17 protein-coding genes are annotated in these 25053 nt (G+C 41.0%); all 17 read right to left on the bottom strand.

The window, feature by feature from the left end; translation table 11 throughout:
* A complete protein-coding gene (locus LC455_RS17635) occupies positions 1-843 on the bottom strand; it encodes a fumarate hydratase (protein ID WP_223592699.1) in 843 nt (280 codons plus the stop codon).
* A gap of 6 nt (positions 844-849) precedes the next feature.
* On the bottom strand, positions 850-1518 hold the full coding sequence (locus LC455_RS17630; protein WP_223592697.1) for a GntR family transcriptional regulator: 669 nt from the start codon (positions 1516-1518) through the stop codon (positions 850-852).
* 632 nt (positions 1519-2150) lie between these two features.
* Positions 2151-2858 (bottom strand): hypothetical protein, encoded by a 708-nt coding sequence (locus LC455_RS17625; RefSeq protein WP_223592696.1) that lies wholly within the window; start codon positions 2856-2858, stop codon positions 2151-2153.
* A gap of 490 nt (positions 2859-3348) precedes the next feature.
* Positions 3349-5517, bottom strand: a complete 2169-nt coding sequence (locus LC455_RS17620; RefSeq protein ID WP_223592694.1) for a transglycosylase domain-containing protein — start codon at positions 5515-5517, stop codon at positions 3349-3351.
* A gap of 296 nt (positions 5518-5813) precedes the next feature.
* Positions 5814-6188, bottom strand: coding sequence for a FixH family protein (locus LC455_RS17615; protein WP_223592691.1), 375 nt, complete (start codon positions 6186-6188; stop codon positions 5814-5816).
* Between the two features lie 91 nt (positions 6189-6279).
* Positions 6280-7545 (bottom strand): FHA domain-containing protein, encoded by a 1266-nt coding sequence (locus LC455_RS17610; RefSeq protein WP_223592690.1) that lies wholly within the window; start codon positions 7543-7545, stop codon positions 6280-6282.
* 80 nt (positions 7546-7625) lie between these two features.
* A complete protein-coding gene (locus tag LC455_RS17605) occupies positions 7626-7928 on the bottom strand; it encodes a pore-forming ESAT-6 family protein (RefSeq protein WP_223592688.1) in 303 nt (100 codons plus the stop codon).
* A gap of 26 nt (positions 7929-7954) precedes the next feature.
* Positions 7955-8257 (bottom strand): WXG100 family type VII secretion target, encoded by a 303-nt coding sequence (locus LC455_RS17600; RefSeq protein WP_223592686.1) that lies wholly within the window; start codon positions 8255-8257, stop codon positions 7955-7957.
* Positions 8258-8276: 19 nt separating this feature from the next.
* Entirely contained in the window at positions 8277-8468 is a 192-nt protein-coding gene (locus LC455_RS17595; protein ID WP_223592684.1) for a hypothetical protein, read from the bottom strand.
* A gap of 17 nt (positions 8469-8485) precedes the next feature.
* Positions 8486-9880, bottom strand: coding sequence for an Mbeg1-like protein (locus LC455_RS17590; protein WP_223592682.1), 1395 nt, complete (start codon positions 9878-9880; stop codon positions 8486-8488).
* Positions 9881-9884: 4 nt separating this feature from the next.
* Complete coding sequence (locus tag LC455_RS17585; RefSeq protein ID WP_223592680.1) at positions 9885-10571, bottom strand: hypothetical protein; 687 nt, start codon at positions 10569-10571, stop codon at positions 9885-9887.
* A gap of 114 nt (positions 10572-10685) precedes the next feature.
* On the bottom strand, positions 10686-10937 hold the full coding sequence (locus LC455_RS17580) for a methyltransferase (RefSeq protein ID WP_223592678.1): 252 nt from the start codon (positions 10935-10937) through the stop codon (positions 10686-10688).
* Positions 10930-15552: a type VII secretion protein EssC gene (gene essC / locus LC455_RS17575; protein ID WP_223592676.1), complete on the bottom strand. Its 4623-nt coding sequence runs from the start codon at positions 15550-15552 to the stop codon at positions 10930-10932. Before essC ends, LC455_RS17580 begins: the two co-directional genes overlap by 8 nt.
* A 100-nt stretch (positions 15553-15652) precedes the next feature.
* Entirely contained in the window at positions 15653-21772 is a 6120-nt protein-coding gene (locus tag LC455_RS17570) for an Ig-like domain-containing protein (protein WP_223592674.1), read from the bottom strand.
* Positions 21773-21809: 37 nt separating this feature from the next.
* Entirely contained in the window at positions 21810-22379 is a 570-nt protein-coding gene (locus LC455_RS17565; RefSeq protein ID WP_223592672.1) for a hypothetical protein, read from the bottom strand.
* Between the two features lie 11 nt (positions 22380-22390).
* Positions 22391-24073: a serine/threonine protein kinase gene (locus LC455_RS17560; RefSeq protein ID WP_223592670.1), complete on the bottom strand. Its 1683-nt coding sequence runs from the start codon at positions 24071-24073 to the stop codon at positions 22391-22393.
* A 15-nt stretch (positions 24074-24088) separates the two neighbouring features.
* Positions 24089-24859, bottom strand: a complete 771-nt coding sequence (locus tag LC455_RS17555) for a PP2C family protein-serine/threonine phosphatase (protein ID WP_223592668.1) — start codon at positions 24857-24859, stop codon at positions 24089-24091.
* Positions 24860-25053 lie beyond the last annotated feature (194 nt).

Genomic DNA, 25053 nt, shown 5'->3' with positions numbered 1-25053 from the left:
CTACAGCACAGCCGACTTTTTACGGGCGGCGTGACATTGAATGTTTACTGCAACCGGTAATGCGGTGATATGACAGGCATAGGTTTCAATCGGCACCCATAAAGCGGTACTGGTTCCGCCTAACCCTTGCGGACCAATTCCCGTGTTGTTAATTTCCTCCAGAAGTTCTTTTTCCAATTGGGCAATATGCGGTTCATGATGATGAACACCTATTTCCCTTAACACAGCATGTTTCGCAAGCGAGGTTACTTTATCAAAGCTTCCCCCGATGCCCACTCCAACAACAACCGGCGGACATGCTTTCCCTCCTGCCTCTTTAATCGTCTGCAGAACAAAATTTTTAACCCCTTGTATGCCTTCACCTGGAAGCAGGAATTTCATCGCACTCATGTTTTCACTGCCTCCGCCTTTTGGGAGCACCGTGAATTTAATTTGATCACCGGGAACAATCTCGGTATGTACGACAGCTGGTGTATTATCCCCTGTATTGACGCGGATGAGCGGGTCCCCGACGACCGATTTTCGCAAATAACCTTCGCGATAGCCGGTCCTCACCCCTTCTTGAATCGAATCTAAAAAGTTTCCGCCTGTGATATGGACGTCTTGACCGACTTCCACAAACACAACGGCCATGCCCGTATCATGACAATAAGGCATGTGATTCATCCTGGCTTCATCTGCATTTTCCAGCAGCTGCTGCAAGATAGTTTTTCCAATCGGAGAAGCTTCTGTTTTCTCCGCACGTCTAAATCCCGCTAAAACGTCTTCAGGCAAGTAATAGCAGGCCTCCCAGCAAAATTTGGCAACGGTTTCAACAATTTGATCGACATGGACGATTCGCAATACTTATCACTCCTCTAACTGTTCAATAATATGAATTAAATTGGATAGATCCTCGTGCGTATGCTCTTTTAATCTATCAGATGCTTTTTTAGGGTTTCTTTCTTTTATAGCAAGGTAAATGTCCGTATGACCTTTTAATATCGCGTCCAACCGGCCATCACCTTGGATATTTAAGACACGGTAATAATAAATGAGGCTGTTTAAATCCTCAACTAATTTCATTAGTCTTGCATTCCCGCTGTATAGGATAATTAGTTCATGAAAACGGGCATTACATGCTACAATAATCTCAGTATTACCTGCTTGGATGGCTTCCGCTGTTTGCTCTAATATTTTTCCGAGCTCTTGAAGCTGCTCATCGGTTCCACGTTCCGCTGTCAGTTCAACTGCTTTAGACTCAAGTGAAATCCGGCATTCGTAAATATCGCGTACATCCTGTAAATTTGGCTTGTAAACGGATATTTGGGACTTTTCGTCCATAACCAGCAATCCTTCAATAATCAACCCTCTAATCGCTTCTCGAACGGGACTGCGGCTGATTTGATAATGTTTAGCAATCTGGGCCTCATAAAGCCGGTCCCCAGGTTTGTAAACACCACTAAAAATACTTTCTTTTATGGATTGCTGAATTTGTTGATAATATGGCAATGGCTTTTGCAATGGACTGTCAAACATTTGTATACCTCTTCTCAATTTTTAGTTCCATTATGGTCATTTCTTAGACGTTATTTTTATCACGATGTCGGCTGTCGACAAGATACACTTTAATTATATGATAAGTTTTCAGACATTTCAAATTTTAATTCCTTATGTTCAAAAAATAAAAATGACAAAACTTCGGAACAGCGGCTTTGTCTATTTTTTAAGGGGCTTTGTCTATTTTTTTGGGTGGTTTGTCTATTTTTGAGGGCACTTTGTCTATTTTTTTAATAGTTTTGTCTAGCTAAAAACTGGAAACCAAGGAACTCAACTTCAATTCCCACGAATATGCTTTGGACATTTTTTGTGGTGCTTTGGACTATTTCGAGGGCACATTGGACATTTTTAAAAGCACATTGGACATTTTTTCAAACAGTTTGGACATTTAGCTGAAAAATGGAAAAACAAAGCCCCATTTATGGACCATTTCATATCAGTCATGGATAATCTCATTGGCCATATCAATCAAGTCACTAAACTAATCGTTTGATTAGTTTTCCCCTTAACCTTGTTATAACAATTTTCCCCCTTTTCATCTCGAAAGAAATTTGTCGAATGTGAAGTAAAAAAACAAGCGCTCCCATAAAGGAAGCGCTTGTCCACAATTTTTAAGATTTACTTAATTCAATAATCGCATATAGCTTCAATGCTTCGTATTCTTCAGGCGTTAACCGACTCATAACCGTTGATTGAATCTCCGACTTTACTTCAGGAGTTAGTCCTCCCTTAGCTTTATCGGCGAAACCCATTAGCTCGCTCATCGTGAATTTCGTTAATAAAAACTTCAAGACTTCATCTCTTGAAGAGAACTTTAATTTCGAATCATTAGTGGACGTTTTTTCCGTTTTCGGTGATTTCGGGGCTACCTTACTTCCTCCCGCAGCAGCCTGCTCGTTACCAGCAGAAGCAGTGGTAGAGGCAGAAGCAACTAGCGGAGTATTCGCCATTTGCACCACTGAATACTTATCAAGGATTTGCTGTTTTTTTTCAGAGCCTACTTCATCCTCAATGAATTGCTGAACGGATGGATCTGTTAATAGTGCTTGGATCTCCTTTTTCGGTACTTGATGAGAAATTTCTTTGACCACTTTTTCGGAGGCAAGGTCCATCCCAAATTGATAGCCAAAAAAGCCAATTACAGCAAGTAGAACGACAGGCAGCCCAAGCTTGAACCGTTTCTTCTTCCAAAAAGGTGTGACAGGGAAACGGTGATTGGATCCAACCTTTTTATAATATTGTCCGTCCTCATCCTTATAATAGCGAATTCCAAAAAGCTTCATAGGTGTTCTAGTTTCTTTCATTTTCATCTTGTGCATGACGAGTACCCCTTAAAAAAATTAAATCTGAACCCATTCATTTTCTTGCTATTTACAAAAAAAGTCAACAACAAAATGATGGACTTTTAAAACCGAATTTATTTGTATATAATAGACATATAATAAAAAAAGAGAAGTGCGCTAACACTTCTCTTCTGCAACCTCTACCGTCAGGGTGGTGGTTGTCATGTTTAGTTATTTACTTTGAGAACCACCCTTTTGCTTGCGACGGCGCGGGGTGGTTTTCTTGTACTCTAAAACGGTTTTCCGAAAGAAATAGGCACAAACTTCACGCAAAATTCCCTTCAGGGCTTCTCGTAATATTTCAAGAAATAAATCCAGTATTATCACCTCCTTCCCTAATGCCGGAAAAGAAGATCACAACCTGGCCACCCTCACAATATTCAGTTGCAACTCCATTCTAACACTTTCTAATAAAATAAAACCCTATCAATCTTCGACAAAATCCGAGGAGGGAAAAGCATCGGAATCAATCGCCGTGTTTATGCTTTCCTTTGCCCTTCTCTTTTCCTTGCTCTTTCCATTCCTTTTGTTGATTTTTCATTTCTTCTTTTTGCTTTTTCTCTTCATCTTTCTCTGACTCTTCTTCTTTCTTAGGAATGATTGGAACCTCCGCAGAACTTATACCTCTGATATACAATTCATTATTCATTCTGTAAACACTGCTTGGCTGTTTAAAATTGGATGCGTCCGTACCGAAAGCTTGCATCATCGCTTTAAACATGAGCTGCGAGATTTTCGTCGTAGTGCCGCTCATATAGTTCCCCTGGCCGTTTTGCGCATAACCCGTCCAGACAGCCATGGTGTATTGCGGGGTGTATCCAGCGAACCAGCTGTCATTTGTCGCGGAACTTGGATAGCCATATTTAGCCCTCGTTTTTGCATCAAAATTGGTGGTACCTGTTTTACCGGCAACATCCAGCCCGGGAACATTGGCTGTTTTCCCTGTCCCTTCATTAACGACTGAGCGCATCATATCTGTCACCATATAGGCCGTATAATCATGCATCACTCGTTTTTCTTTTCCCGCAAAACTAACAACTGTCCCATCCGGAAATACAACCTTTTGGACAAAATGCGGTTTATTGTAAACACCATTATTGCCAAAAGCACTGTAGGCACCTGCCATATCTAATGGACTTACAGTATTACCACCAATCGAATAGGATTCATACACTTGGTTATTTTTAAAAGTAATGCCGAGATTTTCTGCAAAATTCTTTGACTTATCCATCCCAACCTCTCTCATTGTTAAGAGCGCCGGGATATTGTAAGAGTTTTTTAATGCCGAACGTATGGTCAGCACCCCATGATACCCGTGATCCCAGTTGGAAATGGACTGGCCGGTTTCATAGGTCGTCGGCTGGTCATCAATTAAATGTGCAGTCGACCACTTTAAGTTTTCAATCGCCGGGCCGTAATCAAAAATCGGCTTAAAGGAAGACCCCGGCTGACGGTTAATATCAACGGCAAAGTTGTTGCCCAGGAATGACGCTTTATAATCATTCCGCCCGCTGCCAATCGCCCTGACTTCCCCCGTTTTCGTATCTAAAAAAACAAAAGCTCCCTGAAATTTCGCATCCGGATAGTCTATAACTTCACTGGTATTCATCATTTTGTCAGCATAATTCTGTGCTTTTGGATCGAGGGCTGTATAAATTGACAACCCATCCTCGCTAATGTTGACATCCTTCAGTTTACCCTTTACTTCTTTCACCGCCGCATCCAAAAAGGCTTCATATGGCATGCTTTGCTGCGCGCTTTTAGGTAACAGTCCCTCTGTTACAGGAACTTTTTCTGCTTCTTTCATTTGTGCTTCCGTAATATACCCATCCCGAAGCATCGAACTTAGGACAATGTGACGGCGCTTCGTGGCTGATTCTTTGTTTTCCGGTTTGGTCGGATCATAATTATTCGGACTTTGCGGCAAACCGGCTAACATTGCTGCCTGCGAGAGCGTCATTTTTTTCAAATTATTGGCTTCAAGTCCATAATAATTCTTCGCGGCCGCCGCCACTCCGTAAGAGCGGTTTCCCAGATAGATTTTGTTCAAATACATCATCAAAATTTCATGCTTGGAGTACTCTTTTTCCAACTGATACGCCAGATCCCATTCCTGCACTTTTCGCTTCAATGTTTTCTCTGGAGACAAAAAGGAGTTTTTAATGACCTGCTGGGTAATCGTACTACCCCCCTGAGATCCGAAATCTCCGGTCACGTTCACGAAAATGGCCTTGGCCGTCCGTTTGAGGTCGATTCCATGATGCTCGTAAAAATGGGAATCCTCTGTGGCAATAAACGCATGTTCCAGCACTTTGGGCACTTGTTCATACGAAATTTTCGTCCGCTTTTCCTTCCCGTATTCATAAAGGAATTTTCCGTTCTTATCATAAAATTTCGTAGAAAGCGGATCCTCCAGCTTTGAAGCATCTAATGAAGGTGTACCCTTAACCATTGAAGCGAATGTGATGGCTCCTGCTCCTGTTGAAACAAGGCCAAGCACCAAACAGACAATAATTACTTTTTTCCATAAAGATCCCTTTTTCAATAAGGATCCTCTTTTCGGTGTATCGTTATTTTGTTTTGCTTTTTCCGCTTGTTTTCTTTCCTCACGAGATTGATAGGTTTCTTCTGACATTCTTCTTCTCTCCCAGGTTAAATTACTCAAAGTTGATTAATCCAGTATTTGGATGTCATTTTACGTGGAACTATTTATATACATTCGGAAGGCAGCTTAAATTTATGGGTGAGGACCAGGCTCTTTTTTTTTTTAAAATAGGATTGGACATTTTTTTGCGGGTATTGGACAATTTCGGGGTGGGTTTGGACATTTTTTCGTAGGCATTGGACAATTTCAGGGTGCCTTTAGACATTTTTATATCCACTTTGGATTATTAGACAAAAAATGGAAAAACTCCAGCGCCCGAATCTACGCTAGTGTGCATTCTTATAAACAATGGAAAACCGTTTTTCCCCCGCCCATTTTTCTTCTTTGTAATCGATCTTAATGGCTGCAGTATAATCGCCTTCCATCTCAATATTCGCTTTTCCGGCGTAGACTCCATCCCCCATTTCCTGCAGCTTCATGGAAAGATCGCCATGACTCATCCCTTGCATTTTCAAAACTGCGCTAACCTTTGCACCTTCCACTGGTTTACCTTCACGGTTCAGGATTTTCAATTCAATGGGAGAAGCCTGCCCAGGTGTAAACGATTTTGGCGTAGAGAGCTTTATCTGAAAGTTATTTGAGCTGCAGCCTGAGATCAAAACCAATACGATACTAAAAACAACGACAATAAATTTGTTCATCTCATCACAACCTTTCAGGTCATTATAACACAACAGGGACGATTCTCTAGGCTCAAAAAAAGCCATGAGAACCGTCCCCGTGGTCTCTATGTTAAAATAACTTAAACACATATTCCTCATTCGCCAATTTAATCGTATCCTCATGTCTCAGCTTTACTTTTTCAAGCGGAAGCACTTTTTTGCCATTAAGATAACTGCCATTCCGTGATTGCTGATCGATTAAGAAGTATTCCCCGTCTTCCATTACCACTTCAGCATGAATACGGCCAACAGCTTTGTTCACCGAAGCATAATCGGCTTGTTCCGGGTCGCGGCCGAGCTTAAATACATCCTTTGAGACCGTGATCTTTTCGCCTGACTGCACGAAAAGTAAAAACGGTCTTGGAACCGAATGCTCCTGCATCCCCAGAACCGTCGTTCCCTCCCCCTGGAGTTCAGACAGCTGATAAACACCTAATACGGTGGTGCCCCCTTGTTCCTCCTCCACAGAAGAAGCGTGATAATTCGGAACAATATTGATCGAGGTGCCGGCAATGGACGCTGAACTCTTTAATACCGAGTCTCCTTCACCCAGCTCCGTACGGGTAATCCTTTTATATTGAACCTCTTCTTCAATCTCCAGCTTCTGGCTAGTTTTCTTATCTGCTTTTCTGCTGGTGTTTTGCGAAGTTAACATACCATTATCAACAGAAGACAATACTTCACTAATGTTCAATTGCCCAGGGCTGTAAAATTGACCATCCAGCTCTTCATCAGGAGCTTCCACCCGTGCCGGCTTTTCTTCGTGTCCACCCGCATTAGAAAACCCGACTAGTTTTTCCTTGAACTCTGCTAAATCAATTTCCGCCTCACCAGTAAGATTATTATGGAGACGGATAAAAAACGCTCCATCATCCCCCTCATCATAAGGAGCTGCGGCCACTAAATCCCTTAAAAACTCTTTCATTGATACCTTTTCAAAAATATTATTTTTAATAGGGATATACATAAATACTAATCTATTTGAAAAGTGATCAAGAAAAATATACTTTTTATCCAGCAGGAGATGATCCAAAACCAAAGGGCTTTCCTGCAATTCTATTAAACCATCCACCAATTTTAATAAATAGGCGGTCAGATGTTCTTTCGTAAGCTTTTGTGAAAACAGTCGTTCCACCGTAAAATCAGAGACCTGGTCATAGCGGATATAAAGATCCTCTTCTTTTTTCAAAACAGCCAGGGGCAGGATGCCTGCAGCTCTATTATGGGATATATAGTCGACAGCTTCACCGTCTATTTCCACTTCGGAAGGAACGTGATAAAAAAAGAATTTTGAGATGCCGTAGCTTTCTACCTTAAAATTGAGATGTTTAATCATTTCGTATCGTCTCCATTATTGTAATGAGAATAATCCTAACTCTCTCCTTTAAAAAAGAAAGAGTTAGGATCACGGAATGTTTATTTGAACGCTCCCGCGTTATTATTAATGGCATCTTCTGTCGCGTTATACGCATTAACCGTTTGATCTAGAAAGGTTGCGTAGCTATTCACGATTTCACGAAAATTTTCAAACGTTGGTTGAAGAGCATTAAAATTGGTTCTAATGGTATTGGATGCATCACTGTTCCAAGAGCTTTGCAATGCATTCATTTCTCGTTTAATATCTTCAAGGCGGGCGGCCAAATTGTTGTTTAAGGTACGAATTTGGTTCGCTGTACTTTGAACCTCATTAAGAGAAATTTTAATTCCTTCTACTGCCACAGAATTTCACCTCACGATTCTACTGATTAGTTTGTTAAACGCCTTGCTGCGTTTACGATTTCCTGTTGAGTATCACGGTAAGTTTTTGCGCTTAATTTTAAGAACTCAGAATACTGCTGCATTAATTGAGTCATTTTTGCCAAGTCATCCTGGAACTGCTCAATTTGGGTTGTGTAAGCGATATTGTCTACCCCGTCCCAAGCAGCCTTCATAGCGCTGACTTCACTGAAAAGTTGCTTGTAAATTCGTTGATAATCAGCCGATTGTTGGTCAATCTTTGCGGCAGCAGTGTCTAACTTCGCTGGATCTACTGTAATCGATCTTGCCATTCTTCTCACCTCCTTTAAATTATATTTTTCTTAACTCATTGCTTACCCGAAGGTACTTATTAGCCGCACTCTGAAGGCTTGAAGCACTGTTGGCAGAGCCAATTCCTTTAAACTCCGATCCTAAGCCTCGGGATATTTCATCTAATTCCTTTGCAATATTATTAATATCGTATATTAGACTACTAATCTTATTTTTCAATGCTTTATCCATATGGTTCCCCCAACTAATTAATGTAAAGATCTCGCTTTAGCAACTAACTTAGACTCGGCTCTTTCTAAAAGATCAGCTGCTGTGTTTAGATACGATATATTTTGATTAATTCTTCCGTTGAAGGTGGTCATGATATCAGCTTTTATGACATTATCTAAACCAGATAGCCCTGCTTCTAAATACAAGGAATCAATTCTATCATTTAAGTCAGCCGTCCTGCGTTTAATGGATTGAAGCTTTTGTACATAATAAGCAAGCCTTTGGGTATTCACTTTCATATAGGGTTCCACAGGAAAGCTATGACTGCCGAAGGCTTGTCCAATCCTCTCGCCTAATAAACGGACTTTATTTTTTACCTTTTCAAAGAAGTTCTTTACACCGTCTATTACATTGTTGGCCACTACCTTTAACCCTGCTATGAATTTTACACAGGCGTTAATGGCAAAATTGGCCGCTGCCTTCAACCCTTTCCATGTGGCCTGGATAACCATGAGGGTTGTTTCTCGAATAACAATAAATTGTTCCCTAATTTTATTCCCTACCCAATCTACTAACTTATCAGCGTACATGGAAGTGATAACAGCAAAGTCAACGATATCGCTATACCATTTCTGCCCAGCGTATGAATCCTTGAAGTTTCCATTTTTATCAAAATCAACACTTGTTTCATAATGAGGATAAAAGGGATCATCATAGTCAGGATCATTAATCTTTACTGTTCTATCAACGTAGGGTGCTGTTCCTAATTGTGAGACAATATCTCCTTCGTATACGATAAAATTGTTTCTGTCCCCGCTTAATACTTCCCTTTGAGAAGAGGAAAGGGTATCCCAATAAAGCGGAGCTCCGTTAATGATATAAGCTTTTAAATCTTTATTGATATCATAGTAATGCACTAGGACATAGGCAGCTAAATTACCACCCTTAGAATGACCAAAAACAAACTTTTCTCCCGGTGAATTTTTTATAAATTGCTCATAGAATTTACCGGCTTCTTTTTGCTGCTGAATTTCAATTCCCAAAAAAGCTAACGCATTTGATCCCCAATCCGTTTTAAGATGATCTGGATTTTTCATATCCTCACTACCCCTAAATACGGCAGTGGCGTTCCCGTCTTGATCTTCCCAGGCATAGCCTACAAAGCCTGATTCAGACTTGCCACCCATGTTTGGATTATTGTTCTGATACCCTTTTAGAGTTACATTGGCTAGATTGGAGTGCTTAAATCTATCAGAATGAAAGTATTCTTCTAACTTTTCCCTTCTAACATCTCCACCGTTGTCGGGAAGTCTCTTTACTTTTTCCCATATCTGTTCAACAGTGAGACCTTTAGTACGTCCTTCTGGTAAATCAAAGTATGACAATTGGAGGAGGATGTTTTTTTCTTCATCATTTAAGGTATTAAGTGACATAGGATCACTCCTCGACCTTTTCATAATAATCTTTGATTTGATCAGACTCCGTTATATTGGAAAGATTATCAACCATAATCGTTCCGTAAACCTTAGCATCTAAATTTGTCCAGGGGACATTATTAATATTGGAAGTCCGAATATAATCGGAAATATCTTCGGAACTGTCTACAAATCCTACTGAAACGCCATAAGATTCGATGTTCAATGTTTTCAGTAACTGCAACAAACGATAAACCGGCTCATAATATTCGGTTACATCTGGGGACTTTGATGTTTTTACTGCAATTTTTAATACAACATCAGCATCCTGATTTTTATTGGCAAAATACTTAAAGACAGACATGTCCTTCATAGAGCTATCGTATTTTCCATCTTCCACATATACTAGGGCTCTATATTCAAAATCTCCCGGAAGAATGCTTTTTACATCTGAATCGAATTTCTTGGTAAGCTCATTAGACCATTTTGATAACACATACGTATCATAGTACTCACCTTCATGATCTCTCTTTTCACCTGCTAAAAAAACATTCTCTGGCTTTCCTTCGGGGTGAACAATCACTTTGTCTGAACCATACATTGATTTGAAAATAGGACTTCCTTCTTTAACGTTTTCCACTTCAAATGTTTCATCGTATGTCTTTTCTAAATAGTTGATAATTTCATTTTCAGGAGTATTCTTTTTCATACAACCTGTTCCCCCTATTATTAATATGGATGGAAGAAGTATTGCTAATATCCTCTTTTTCAGTTTCATGTCTGTCCCCTTCCTTGAGGCGGTTTAAAGTAGATCCCGCTGACGTTATAGCAGCATCAGCTTGGATCCATTTTTCAAACCAATTTCTTCAATGGTCATGTTGATATCAAATACCTGCCCCGTGATTCGGTCGCAGAGGGCGGTTTGTTGGGTGGCCTTATAGTGCCCTTGGGATAATTCCGTTACCGTATTCGAAAGCAGATAGGTTACTTCGTAGATCTTGCTTTTTAACGGAATGAATACATCGAATGAATGGTTGGAGGCGGGATTATACACTTCTACTAAAATCTTATGCATATTCTAGTACCCCCTCTTCCTTTTCCACGGTCGCTACCAGTTTTACTAGTTTTACTTTTCCTTTTCTTAGTATCCAGCCAAAGTCTTCCGGAAGCTCCCCATACATGTCATTGGTCATCTTATTAACCTTCAAGACAAACTGATCGGAGATTCCGCTGCCCACCCAGATGGCCTCACTTAGAGAAGCTTGTTTTTGGAACCAGCTTTCATACGTATAAGAGCTCATTCGATCCGCTGCATCCGAAAGAATGATCGAAACGTTTAAGCCCTCTCCTCTTTCCAGGAAGACCTTCAATTTATCGAAGCGGTCGTCAGATAAAGAGGACTGTAGATCCGAGAACCCATGAATGAGACACGTGATCGTATCAAATACCGGAGCTTCTTTACCTTCGGCAAGTGCATCCTTCGTTGTGTTGTTGCGGAAAACCAATGTATTGAAGAGATACACGATCATTTCATCTAACTCGTTCATTTCGCTTACATATTTGCAGGCTAGATTCTCACCATTGGCAAACTGGCTGCCTGGATCGATGACAATGACTTCCTTGCCCTTTTGTTTGGCCGTCATCACTTCTGTAAGACCTTGCATAAAGGAAGTGCTTGACTCCAAGTTAGCAGACGTCACCAGATTGATGAAGGAATCCGTAAAGTTATAGGAAGAAACACGTAAAGATGCTTTTTCCACTCCAATTGGAACCACGCCTGATGGGCCAAAGTGAATTTCATCATGCAAATAGTCGATGTCCACTTTTTCCGGAAGAATCGGAATTCGTTTGGCTCCATTCTTGCCCCATCTTTGCTGATAGTCCTGACAATACTTGGTGATAAAGGAATAAATGTCTTCAGCCCCCTTAGAAATTTGGGCGGTTTGGAATTCATAAACCGAATCCGTTTTGACTATTCCTCTGCCTTTGAACTTAGATGGATAAACGCCATCGACACTGCCCAATACACCGGAGTATTCGGATGGATCATTCAGCTGCAGCACATACATCTGCTTAAAGTTTTGCAACAATTTATAGCGGATTGCTCCTGTATTGAGGGCAGTTACCACAAAGTAAAGGCCATACTTCGTACCTTCGCGCGTTAAATAAGAGAGTGCTTCCTCGTGCTGTTCATACATCTCAGAGAACGCCGAGTAGTTATGAATCATCACCACAATGGATGGTGCTGTCTTACCTGATAGTCGGTTGTACTGGTGGAAGTCCCCTCCATATGGTGAGAACAGCTTTTTCCGGTTAGCAATTTCGCTCGTTAATATCTTAAATAAGTTATCAATTTTCTCGCCTTCATGGGACAGCATCACATCACCAACATGCGGTGCATCTTGGTACCAGCTTAATGTTTCGGAACCGAAATCTAGTAAATAAAGATTTACCTCCTCCGGTGTGTGATCTTCCATTAACGAGAATAGAAGTGTCGTTAAGAAGGTCGTCTTACCGCTTCCAGCCACACCGTAGACAACGGTATTCCCTTCCTGACTGATTGGCAGCGTCAACACCGACTGGCTTTGTTTGGCCGGATCATCGTATTCTCCGATTACCGGATTAAGCGTAAAGCTTTCAACTGAAGCTCGTTTGTATTTCTTTTTCAATTCGCCAATATAGACGAGTGGCGGAATTGGATCCAGCCATAATGGCTTGACTTTAATATTTTCTTGGCTTGCAAGATTGGCTAAGTATTTGGTTACCTCATCAATTTGACTTGATGGCTTTTGACCAGTCTTTTTCCGTTTATCCATTTTGGCCGCCTTCATCACGCGTCCTAAATTATCAATTACCGCAATGCCATCGTCTTCTGTCTTCTCCACTTTATCAGCTGGATAATAAGGAGCGCCTGCCCAAGCCGATTGGCCCAGCTCAAACAATTCATTGTAACCTACCTGCAGGAAGAAGCGGCCGGTTTGTTTGATTTCAGCCGCATCCGGACGTTTAATCACTTCCATACTATCGGCTTTTTCTTGTACCTTTAAGCTAATTCGGAATTTACTGTTACTCCAAATTTGATCATCGACAACCCCGGAAGGCTTTTGCGTGGCCAAAATCAAGTGAACCCCTAAGCTTCGCCCAATCCTTGCGGCACTGACCAGCTGATCCATAAACTCCGGCTGCTGCGTTTTTAATTCGGCAAACTCGTCGGAAATCATAAACAAATGCTGCAAAGGCTCAGAGACAACGCCTTCGCGATATAGTTTTTGATATTTATAGATATCAATAATACTTTCATTTAAGCGGCGGCTTGTCTCACTAAAGATCGCCTGACGCCGTTTTAATTCACTTTGAATCGAAACCAAGGAACGTTTGACCGCAGCTCCATCCAGGTTGGTTATCGTACCTGCAAGGTGCGGCAGGTTTAAGAAGGCATTCGCCATTCCGCCGCCCTTATAATCGATTAATATAAACGCCACTTCATCTGGATGATAGTTAACCGCCAATGACAAGATAAACGTCATGATAAATTCAGACTTACCGGAACCGGTCATACCGGCAATCAAACCATGCGGACCATGATATTTTTCATGAAGGTCAATTTTAAACGGTTCGCCCATTTGATTGACCCCAATCTGGGTTTCAATCGTCAGCGTTGGATTATTTTCCTTCCAGCGGGTAGGTGAATTTAAATGTTCCACCTTTCCTACACCAAACATTTCTAAGAATGTCAGCATATCTGGAAGGCTATACGCATCAACCGAAGAGGCCAGTTGAATGTTGGCCAGCTTTATCGCCATCTCTTCCGGATCCTGCTGCATGTAAATATCGGCCTTAAATGGCTGATACTTGCCGGAAATATCATCTTTATCATAGATTTTGCTAACCGGTTCATCCAGCTCGATGACGTTGGAGCATTCCTTCGGCAGCCTTTCCAGCTCGTTATAGAGCGTGACCAAACTGATGCCAAGGTCTTTCTTTTCTTTTAAAAGCAAGTTCACCATTTCCGCCTTGCCGGCCAGCTCTTTGCTCATCGAAAACACAACATAATGCTGGGTAAACTCTTGTTGTTCTTTTTCAGCCATTGCTGCTCGGTTAGCTATTTCTTTTTCAAAATAAACGGAAAGCTCCTTCATTTCATTGGCGTCAGAGGCAATAAATCGGATATTGGTATTTTCCGACCAAACATGCGGAAGCCACTTGACGAACTTCCAGGACTCCTGTTCACTTTGGTCATAGAGGAAGACCATTTTTAACTCGTCATAACTATGTAAGGACGCAAGTTGAAAAATAACCCCTTTTACAAACTCAATGACATTCTCTCTCTTTCCAATAATTCCGCTTACGCGCTCTTCGACAAGTGATAAGGTGACAGGCACTTGTTTTAAAACAGAAGGAGTTTCGACTAATTTATAAAGCTCATCTTGGAGATTATCTTCCTCAATCGTAAATTTCTTTTCTGGATATTTAATCTCGACTTCCAGCGGTAAATCCCCTAAACCTAAGCGGATCTTTAAGAAATCATTCTGCCCGATCACCCGCTCCCACAATGTCCGGTCACGTTTGTCGATCCTCTCAAGGCAGGAATAAAGGGAAATATGATTTTCATGAAGGATTTCTTCCTGATACTTACCTTCATCCTGGATCGTCTGTTTCATTTCTTCTAGATACTGCCTGTACTTTTCTTGACGGATATTCTCATTTTCAATTCGTTTTTTCTTTTCATGCTTTTTAGTCAGAATCGGCCAAAGAATCGTCCCAATCAACATGCTCAGCGACATGATCAAGGTCGGCAGAGCATTCATCATATTGCCGCCGTTCCTTGCCACGTTTTGAACCGCGAAAATCCCTGTAAACAAGGACGCCATCCCCATCGTCATCGATGGTCCAAGCATGAGCATTAAAGGTGTTTCTTCCATCGTATTCATCTGCGGCGGCGGGTCAATCTTGATCGTTTTTTTCTCAATATCCCGCTTAAAGCGCGGCGACCGATAAAATAAATCTTGATTTTCAGCTTCGACTAAAAAATCATCTAACTCTTCTTCCGTTTGAATGACCGGCTGCCCGGCCACAAATGGCTTGAAGGCATTTCGATCTAGAAAAACCAATTGATGAGGGTTATTTAAACTAATCAATCTGCCATTAAAGATGATTCTTAATCCCATGATGGAGATGACATCACCAATTGCGAGTTCCTTTTTTTCGATTTTTTCACCATTAACATAGGTTCCATTGGAACTATTATGGTCTTTAATCACCGCACGCCCTTGTTCATTGTATTCAATCGAACAATGCGAGCTCGATACCAATTTATTTGTAAAACAAATGTGGCTGTCCTTTGAGCGTCCGATTTTAATCACATTGGCTGAAACAATATGTCTCGTAAACTCATTCCGATCTTCACTAAAAGGTTCAACATATAAGAGAGCAGCTGGTTCATTATCCCGGAAAATTGTATACGTGCTGAAGGGTTCAACTGCTGCTTTTCGAGCCTTTTCGTTCGCAATGCTTTTTAGATAAGCAAATTTATTGGACTTCAGATACCACTTGCCATCTTCCGCTTCTACAGCCATTAACTCAATGGAGTTATTGTTCTGATCGACGGTGGTTAAATGATATCTTCCCGTGATTTTTTCAGGTAAAACCGTCGTAAAAGCTTTACCCTTATCAAAAAGTGTTAATATCAAAACAATTCTCTCCCTAAACAATGATGCCGTATTCGATTATAAAGAAGGATATCCCTCCTATTGTCTATATATAATAGAAGGGATACGGATTAATCATAGATTAGCTTGCTGCTTCTTCGTGATCATCTTCGAATTTCTTCTTTTTACGGAAGAGGAAGAAGGATGTAGCGGCAATAGCCAGACTGCCAACTCCCCCAAGAGATCCTGCAAATAATGGCTTATTATTATACCAGCGGACAATTGGGTTAGTGGAAACAAGCAAATCATTTACTTCTTTCGTTAATTCATTTCCAGCTGCATCGACAGCAACAATCTTCACATTCTGCTTATCATTGGAATTCTTAATCGCAAAGGTGTAGTTTTCACCATCTGCTTTATTCTCTACCTTTTGATCATTCACATAGAATTCAGCACCGTTTAAGACAAGATTATCCTTGATGGAGACTGTAACAGCTTTTTCCTCTACTGGATACTGCTTGCCGCTTTCGATATTAACCGGCACGACGACTGGAGCTGTTTTATCGATACCGAAAGAAATTTCTGCTTTTTTGGCTTCATCAATGTTTTCATTAATATTACCGGCTGCGTCTTCAGAGTAAAGTGCGACGGTGTAACGGCCATCGCCGCTGAACAGCTTCTTCTTCACAACATAGGTGTACTGGCTCCACTTACCTTTTCCGCCTGTTTCTGTCACCGTATAATCGGATCCTTTCACAAGGTCAGATGGTGTGCCATTTTTAGTCACCTTCATCTTAATGGTGTCTTGCTTTAAGCTGTCAACATTGGTTTCAGTCAGGATGACATCTTGTTCGTTCTTCACATATTTTCCTTCGATCGCTTTGAGTGAATCATCAAAGACATAGACAGAGCCAAAACGATTGACAGAGAAACGGATTGTTTTCGTTGAAACATTTCCTGCAAAGTCCGTAAGGGTAGCGGTCAAGGTATAGAGATCGTCATTTTCCTTTTTCTTTTCGAAGTTTTTGTACTTAAATACCTGGCCATTTGCTGCATCGGTATAGCTTCCGGCTAATTTAGCTGTGCCTCTGTTTGCACCTTTTAAAGAAATTGATACGGCTTTTTTATTGAAGTTCGTATCAGAATAGGTGATAACAGGAGCGACATCTTTATTATTGGCCGACATATCCTCCACACCTGTAATGGTCAATTTAGGCACAGTTTGGTCAATAATGAACTCATCCTTTGGATAATCTGCCGCGATGTTACCAGCCATATCGGTGTACTCAATATCAAAGCTATACTTCCCATCGGCTGCATAACTGATTGTCGCGGTATGAACATCCCCATGGTTTGACCATCCGCTTACACGCGGGAATGCCGCCGGCTTGCCGCCATCGGATGCGTTACCTGTTACTTTAATTCGGCTTGTTTCAAAGTTATGCTCGGTAATGGAAATGGTGGCCGTTCTCGCCGCTTTATAATAATTTCCATTAGCTGCTGCGTTGTTATTATATGAAACTTTAATAACAGGAATAGTTTTATCAAGTGTAAATTTTTGCTGGGCAAACGGTGCAGCTGCATTTCCAGCATTATCTTTATACTTGATATCAAACGTATAATCTCCATCCGCACTATATTTCACGGTTGCCGTATGCGTTGTTTTATTTGGATCTTTCGTATTGGCGACTGTTTTCCAGCCAACCAATTTTGGAATCACTCCATCGGTGTTGGTAATCTTATGGACCACATCCGCTGCTTTAAAGTTACGCTCATTTACCACAATCGTGGCTGTACGGTCAGCTTTGAAATAATCAGCATTTTGCGGGTCATCTGTGTTGTTATCATAAGTAACATCAATGGTTGGTGCTGTCTTATCAATACTGAAGGTAATCTTCTTTTCCGTCGTATTACCTGCCCGGTCGGTCATTTTCACCTTGACATTAATGTCATTACTATCATTCTTAACCGTAATGGTTTTGGTCATTTCTTGAACAAGGTTTTGATCGAACTCGGTATGTTTCCAGCCCTCTATATTACTGCCATCCGTATAGCTTTTATCATTATTAATCTGGAGGCGGCCATGCTGGTTGTTCTCCTGATCGTATGGTGCTTCCACCCACCATTCAATCTCCCCAATACCAGAATACGTATCGGTAACGGTTAGATTCACATCCACATTTTTGTTATAAAGATCAGCATTGTTAGTATCTTTTAGAGTCGTTTTGGCTCTATTAAAATCAATATGTTCTTCTTTTCCGTGCTTCGCTGCATCTTCGATTACCGAGCCATCTGGTTTTACCACACCACTCGTATTATTGACATTGTCAAAAGCTTCGGCAAAAATCTGTCCTTTAAAAGAGGCCGGAACCGTAAATGTTAATTGACTTGTTGTAGGAATCCCTTCAACAGTTGAAATATCCTTTGTTTCACTCAATTTACCCTTTGCATGCTCTGGATCATTCAAAGGATTATTCAATGAGTCAGGAATGACAGCATACATTTTGCCATTCTCGTAATCTTTTAAATAAACAACCATTGATTGGAGTCCACTCGTTGCTTGGTAGTCATGATCAGTGTTAGGATCATTCGCTGTAACCGTCACTTGAACGGGCTGCTTGAAATAGAAACCATATTTGGTCGTTTCAACGGCTTCCGGTTGAAGCGTTTCTGTTGCATTTTCATTCTTATCCTTTGATGAAAAAGCAAAATCAGTAATCGTTGGTGCTGTTTCATCAATATAGATGGTTCTATCGGCCGTATTCACATTTCCGGCATTATCCACTACTTCTGAATAAATATGGTACGAACCATCCTCTTCACGACTGATTCTCTCATCATTCGTATCTGTAGCAGTAAGATCCGGATGTAATTGTGCCGTTTCTTTATCGTGATAATCGTACTCGTCAATTAGTTTATCGTTCACCTTAATTTGAACGGCATTGACACCGGCATCGGCATCTTGAACATCGACATCATACGTTGCCTCACCGCTATAGAATTCGGTTTTAGACTTATCCACGTATGAAGCTACGTCTTTTTGAGGTATAACAGCAATGTCAGTTGTCGGTTTGTTCTTTTCAATCATGACAATACCGCTGTCTTTTGCCTCGATATTGGAATTGGCAGCTGTAACTAGGTACGGCTCAACACTCTTGTTGTTTACATTGTCCGTGACTGCGACATTAAACGTCCCTTTAAAAGAATCCACATCAAGAATGTAAGTGGCTTGAGCTGTTTTGCCGTCGTTCTGATAACTATCAGGATCTAATTGTGGAACTACCTTTTCTGCCGATGCATCCGCTGGAACGGCATGTAAGGCAAAATCCTTAATACCAGAAGCTTCATCCTTCACCTTGACCGTTACTTTAATCTGCTTATTGAAGAACGTTCCAAATGAAAGGAAGTTTAAGACTTTAGCAATCGTAGAATCATTAACAAAATCGAAAGTAACGGCATCCTTGCCATCCGCAAGGGTAGGCGCCTTTTGATCGATATAGATCTTCTTTTTCACTTGATCCGCTTTATTGTCATTACCGGCATTATCCTTTACCACGACATTAAAGTCATAGGATGGGCCCTTATCAGCAAGCGTTTGTGTATCAATCTGGTCAATGGCCGGATTGATTTGCTTTACTACGCTGTCTGAAAAATCGTATTTCTTGTACTCCTCATCATTCAGATCAATGGTAACCGTATTAACACCGGACTCTTGATCCTTCGCTTTTACATCTAATTTTACATCTTCACTATAGAATTCCGTTTCTCTTCCGGTTTCCTCATCCTTTACCACATACGGCTCTTCTTCTTTTCCATGAAGAACGGTGATATCGGCAGATGGTTTTTTCCGGTCAATCATGAACACAGGATCGCCTTCCGGTTCGATATTGTCTTTTGTCACATCAAACGTTTGTGTATTGCCAACATTGTCCGTAACATCTACTGAAAAAGTTCCCTCGAAGCTTTCATCGTCAAGGACAAAAACCGCTTTCGCTGGATTCTGATCAGGATAGAAGAACTTTCTTGGAACAGCTTGCTTCGCAGCATTCTTTGACACGGCATTCAAGGAGATATCGCTAATTCCAGCTGCATCATCCACAGCCTTAACAGTCACCTTAATTCCATTATTAAAGAACATTCCAAGTCCAATTCTAATGAAGAAATCAGGAATAAAATCATATAACTTTTCCACCTTAACAGACCGGCCATCCGCAAGTGTCGGTTTTGTTTTATCGATGTTGATGTTGACCGTTTTAATATCAGATTTATTCCCGGCCTTATCAACAGTCCAAATTTTATAAACACCTTTATAATCTCCATCCGCCGTCGTGATTGAAAAACGGTTCTTTTCAAAATCATAAGGAACTTCTGTTTCTGTTACCTCTGAGTCTTTACTATAGTAGACTTTATCAATCGCGGATGAGTAGCTGCTATCACCATTATCAATACTTCCTGAAATAGTGACTGGCCCGTTGAACCAATAAGAGCCATTTACTTCCTTTTTGCCCTGGCCATCTAAGATTACATCGTTGATAACCGGTTTTTCGGTATCAAATACGACCTCAATTTCGCCGGGTACATTTACTTGTGCTTCACTTTTGAATTGATTATTAATGCGCACATACATATCGGTAATCGTCGTGTTTCTATTTTTATCAATGATATACCCCGATTTATAACCATTTCCAAGTACTGGTAATTTTATTTGATTATAATCTAGAATCGGAACAATTTCGACTTTTGCATTATTTCCATAAACACGAATTTCTTTATTATCCACAGTATGTTTACTCAAAGGCTCTGTCATCGACACATATTGATCCCATGTACCTGGCAGGACGCGCATTTTACTTAATTCCACTTCAATGGTTGTATCTTTTGTAATATGTGTAACCGTATAAGTATAGTAGCCATTATCATTCAAATCGATGCCAGTAGAATATGTAGTTCCATTCACCTTTACCGAATTCACCAAATATTTACGGTCCGGATTGATGGCGATGGTAATAGCACCGTCATACTCTACTGAATTTGGAGAGGTTACGGTACCATTGTCAGGATCGACCACGGTAACGTTGTACTTGTTCGGTGCAAAGACCACTTTGACGGTTGTATCTTTGGTTACTTCTGGAGCAGGGAACGCAAAATCCACTGTTTCATCTGTTACGTTTTTGGGGATTTCAATTGGTTCATCCCCAAACTTTATACTTTCAATATGCTTACCTGTTTTGGGGATGACTTTGATAACAGGCTTTGAGCCGTAATCTACTTTGACCGTTCCCCCGTCAGAATAATAAGTTTCATCAACCTGTGCCTTACCATCGTCGTTCCCTTCATAGTCAAAAGTAAGGATATAGGAGTTGATGGCAAACTTCACTTCCACCTTCACATTTTCCGTTACCGGCTTTAATGGAAGCGGATAGTTGATCGTGCTTTGCGTAACATCCGCTGGCAGAATAACAGGTTCACCATTCAATGTAATACTTTCAATATGGTAGCCCGTCTTTGGAATCACGTTAAAAGAAGGCTTTTCGCCATATTTGGCACTAACAACCTGTCCATCTGTAATGGTTTGATCACCATTTTCTACCGTTCCAAGGTCTTTATTATAGCTGACCGTAATCGGATAGAGTTTTGCAGCAAACACCACTTCAATAGTCTTGATTTCAGTTATTCCTTCGATCGTAAAGGAGTCAGTAATATTTTGTTTTATCTCGTTTACTGTTATCGATTGAATCTCGTTACCCGGATCCGGAAGAATCTTTACGTTAACATTAGACCCCTCTGCAACCTGTACCGGTGCTGAATATTCAGTATTGTTAATTTCAACCTTACCTGAACCAGTTGTTTTGACAATAACATCATGCGTTTTTTGATCCGGTGTAACCGTAAGACGATTCAGCGCCGTGTCATATGTATAATGTTTTGCCATCACTTCATTAAACGTGATGGGAAAGGTGTCCTCCCCAACTGTAAATTGAATTTCACCGCTGCTAACATTGGTCAATTCCGGAAATTGGACGATTCCCTTATTGTCAGTCGTCCCTTCTAAACTCACCGAATTGTCGGTATTATGTCCCGTGACCACTTGATTCGGGACATCGGCCCCATCCTTGACAATTTTCAACGTAAATACATCCTGTTCATTTTGAGCCAGAACAGGCGAGGTCACAACACCAACCGGTATGCTATACGCGACCAGCATAACGGCCATAACAGCAGCCAAAATGCGGGTGACCATCGATTTCCTTCGTAGGTGCATTTCTCTCTCCCCTTGTTTCTTATTTATAATGAAATGATTAAATAACCTCGTTTGTATGGATGACCTTAAGATCCTTAACGATCTTAAATTCAACCGCCAGAATCGCTTCTTCCTCCACCCCTAACACAACCGTTTCATCCAGGACCGTGGTTTCATCTAGAAGCTCTGTTCCCTGATCCAGGAGTACTGTTTCATTTAATAGCACTTCTGTTTCCATGGATAACAGTTCCGTCTGATCTGAAAGAAGCACGGTTTCATCGTCCTTGTTAGGTAAAACCTCAGTTGGAAGGCTCCCCATTCTGGCCGGCCGTGAAAGTTCCTTGGTCGGTCCAGTCCTTCCTGTTTTTCCTTTAGTGCCTAAACGGTTAGTACGAAGGCCCTTTTGTTTTGGCTCTTGCTCAAGAGCAAAGGCTTTAGGTGTGTGACGCTTATTGCCTGTATTCTGTTCGCGGATTTCTTGGATCTTTCTTGCTGCGGTTCTGCCTGTTAAGTCACCAATAATGGCTGGAATGTTCATCTTAAGAAACATAAAAATGGACACGATCAGCAGAACTCCTCCAAGGGAATATCCAACGATGGAAATTCTTAGCCAAGCTATTGCATCCATTCGAATCCCCCCTATGTGTTCCGATATGCATTATCAATCGCTTTTTCCGTATCTTCAAAGCGGCTGATCAAATCATTTTTCATCGTGGTTGTTTTTTCGGCATTCACCGTTACATTGTTTGTACTTTTCTTCACAGACTCAATCACAGAACGAAGGTCACTTTGCTCTACCCCATCTGCCTTAAACTTCCTGGCATAGGTTTCAACCGAGTACATCGTTAATTTATAGAGTTCTAGTTTCACAATTTCACTTTCATCCGGATTTTGATTGATCATTTCAATCAACGATTTGATGTTTTCCCAATAAGGCTTGTATTTACCTTTATCTGAAGCCTCTTCAATTTGAAGGGTAATATCTTGATTAAACTTTCCGATTTCCTGGTAGATAGCAGCCATTTCGTAATAATCACTTTTCTTGGAACCATAACGAACGGCATCCTCAAACCATTTAACCGAACTTTTCATTCTTGTAATTTGATTGTCACTATTATTAGATTTACCATAGTCGTAATAGTACCAATAGGCTTTACCAACCTCAAAAGCAAGGTCACCATAATGGGGATTCTCTTGAATATCCATTAGATCTATTTTTTTCTTGAATTGTTCTTCTTCCTCAACAGTAAAAGCTGCATCATTTTTAAAGGCGTTCAATAATCCAATATAGGCCTTGTTCTCATTTGGCTTAATATCAATAGCGTTTATGTAGTAGTCCATTTTCCTGGTATCCGCTGTTTCTTTTTCAGCAAGCCGGATATTCCGATCGTAATCGGCATTATTTTTTTGAGTGTTCATCACTTGCCCAAGGATTCCAACCATCAGGCAAAGAACAGCCGCCACGAAAACGATGCTAAATTTCCGAAGTTTGGCCTTTTGTTTGGCACGATAAGCATCATCGACTTCTTCATAATGCTCCAGTGCATATAACAACTCGGCACAGGATTGATACCTATCCGCGGGATTCAGTTGGGTACATTTTTGAATAATTTTTTCCAATCCGCCTGATAATTGAGGATTCCAATGCCTAATCGGATATAACTCATACGGCGGTTCAGCAGGTTTCTGCCCTGTAACCAAATGATAGAGTGTCACACCCAGGCAATAGACATCCGTTCTTGCATCCGTCTGTCCCTTGCCGCCAAACTGCTCAGGTGCCGCATAGCCCTTTGTTCCTAAACTGACGGTATCCGCCAAATTCTCTTGTTTGTACTCTCTGGCAATCCCAAAATCAATCAGTTTCAAATTTCCATCAGGCTTCAGCATGACATTAGCAGGTTTCATATCGCGGTAAATAATCGGAGGATTATTGGTATGTAAATAATCGAGCACTTCACAGAGCTGCTTGGCCCATTCGATCACAGTATCCTGTGACTGTGCACCATACTGATCCAAAATCTTGCTCAGCGGTTCACCTTCAATGTAGTCCATAATGACATAAATAACATGCTCTTCTTCAATGATGTCGACGATCCGAGGCAAGGACGGATGGTCCAGCTTCTTAATCATATTCGCTTCGGCAATCGCACTTTGAATGATAACTTCGTTGTTCTTATCTTTTGCTTTTTTTTCAATCTCTTTGACTGCCCACTGTTTGTTCAAACGTTTGTCCATGGCTAGGTATACCTTGGACATCCCGCCTTTGCCAATCAGCTTCAGGACTTCATACTTCCCTTCTATTACAGACCCTAACTGCGCCAAAAGAATTCCCCATCCTTACGTAATTTTAATAAGCACCACGGTGATATTATCGGTTTCCTGTCTTTGCTTATTAAGCTCGACTAACTCTTTTGTCTTTTGTTCCATCACCCATTCATTAGGTAACGATAGTGGTGAGAATGCTTGATGAATCTCTTCTGCCGTGATCATATTGCGAAACCCATCAGAACAAAGCATATACACTTCGCCAGCAGCAGCCCTGCCTGTCCTAAATTCCGGAATCACCACTTTGGATGCCCCAATGCACTGCAGAAGGACATTTCGCCTTGGATCCTTCTTAGCCTGTTCCAAGGTTAAGGTGCCCTTTTTAATCTCTCTCGCTACCAGGGTCTGATCTTCCGTTAATACCTCAAGGTTATGATCGTCTAATCGATAGATTCTAGAATCGCCCACGTGGCCAATCAGCATAAACTGTGAATCTATCATCAAGAGGGCCGTCAAGGTAGTTCCAAGTTGAATTTGGACCTTCTGGCCGTATGCACCAATCCGATGATTTTGCTCTTGGATAATGCGTTCCCAATCCTGTTGAATCTGATTCCATTGATGAGTAGCAACCTTGGGTGGAAGTTCGTTTTCAAACCATTCAGAAAAAGCATTTATGACACTGGCACTGGCCACTTCGCCTTTGGTTAGTCCCCCCATGCCGTCGCAAATAACCGCTAATAGCACCGTTCCGACAGAAGTTTCAGCAATCTTTAAACATAAACTATCCTGATTTGTCGCTTTCTTATTGCCTATATCGGTATAGGCCGCAGTTAATACTTTCATTTCAAACCTTCTTTGCTTATATGTAAAATATTGAATAGACTAGAATGCTTACGGAACATGTCGAAAAATCCTTTCCTCATTTTACAACATATGGGAATAAGTGTCGATGAAGAAGCCACTTACATCCAATTTTCAGGTAATTTTTACTAGTAGTGCATAAGACAAAAAGACGATTCGGCCATTAACCGAATCGT

The organism is Neobacillus bataviensis, from assembly GCF_019969725.1.
This window is presented reverse-complemented; position numbering and strand designations above follow the sequence as displayed.

Excerpts from the sequence above, each read along its gene's own strand:
- LC455_RS17615 (WP_223592691.1), bottom strand. The coding sequence starts at position 6,188 with ATGAACAAATTTATTGTCGTTGTTTTTAGTATCGTATTGGTTTTGATC.
- LC455_RS17610 (WP_223592690.1), bottom strand. The coding sequence starts at position 7,545 with ATGATTAAACATCTCAATTTTAAGGTAGAAAGCTACGGCATCTCAAAA.
- LC455_RS17570 (WP_223592674.1), bottom strand. The coding sequence starts at position 21,772 with ATGCACCTACGAAGGAAATCGATGGTCACCCGCATTTTGGCTGCTGTT.
- LC455_RS17625 (WP_223592696.1), bottom strand. The coding sequence starts at position 2,858 with ATGCACAAGATGAAAATGAAAGAAACTAGAACACCTATGAAGCTTTTT.
- LC455_RS17555 (WP_223592668.1), bottom strand. The coding sequence starts at position 24,859 with ATGAAAGTATTAACTGCGGCCTATACCGATATAGGCAATAAGAAAGCG.
- LC455_RS17590 (WP_223592682.1), bottom strand. The coding sequence starts at position 9,880 with ATGTCACTTAATACCTTAAATGATGAAGAAAAAAACATCCTCCTCCAA.
- LC455_RS17600 (WP_223592686.1), bottom strand. The coding sequence starts at position 8,257 with ATGGCAAGATCGATTACAGTAGATCCAGCGAAGTTAGACACTGCTGCC.
- LC455_RS17630 (WP_223592697.1), bottom strand. The coding sequence starts at position 1,518 with ATGTTTGACAGTCCATTGCAAAAGCCATTGCCATATTATCAACAAATT.
- LC455_RS17595 (WP_223592684.1), bottom strand. The coding sequence starts at position 8,468 with ATGGATAAAGCATTGAAAAATAAGATTAGTAGTCTAATATACGATATT.
- LC455_RS17580 (WP_223592678.1), bottom strand. The coding sequence starts at position 10,937 with ATGCATAAGATTTTAGTAGAAGTGTATAATCCCGCCTCCAACCATTCA.
- LC455_RS17585 (WP_223592680.1), bottom strand. The coding sequence starts at position 10,571 with ATGAAAAAGAATACTCCTGAAAATGAAATTATCAACTATTTAGAAAAG.
- LC455_RS17620 (WP_223592694.1), bottom strand. The coding sequence starts at position 5,517 with ATGTCAGAAGAAACCTATCAATCTCGTGAGGAAAGAAAACAAGCGGAA.
- LC455_RS17565 (WP_223592672.1), bottom strand. The coding sequence starts at position 22,379 with ATGGATGCAATAGCTTGGCTAAGAATTTCCATCGTTGGATATTCCCTT.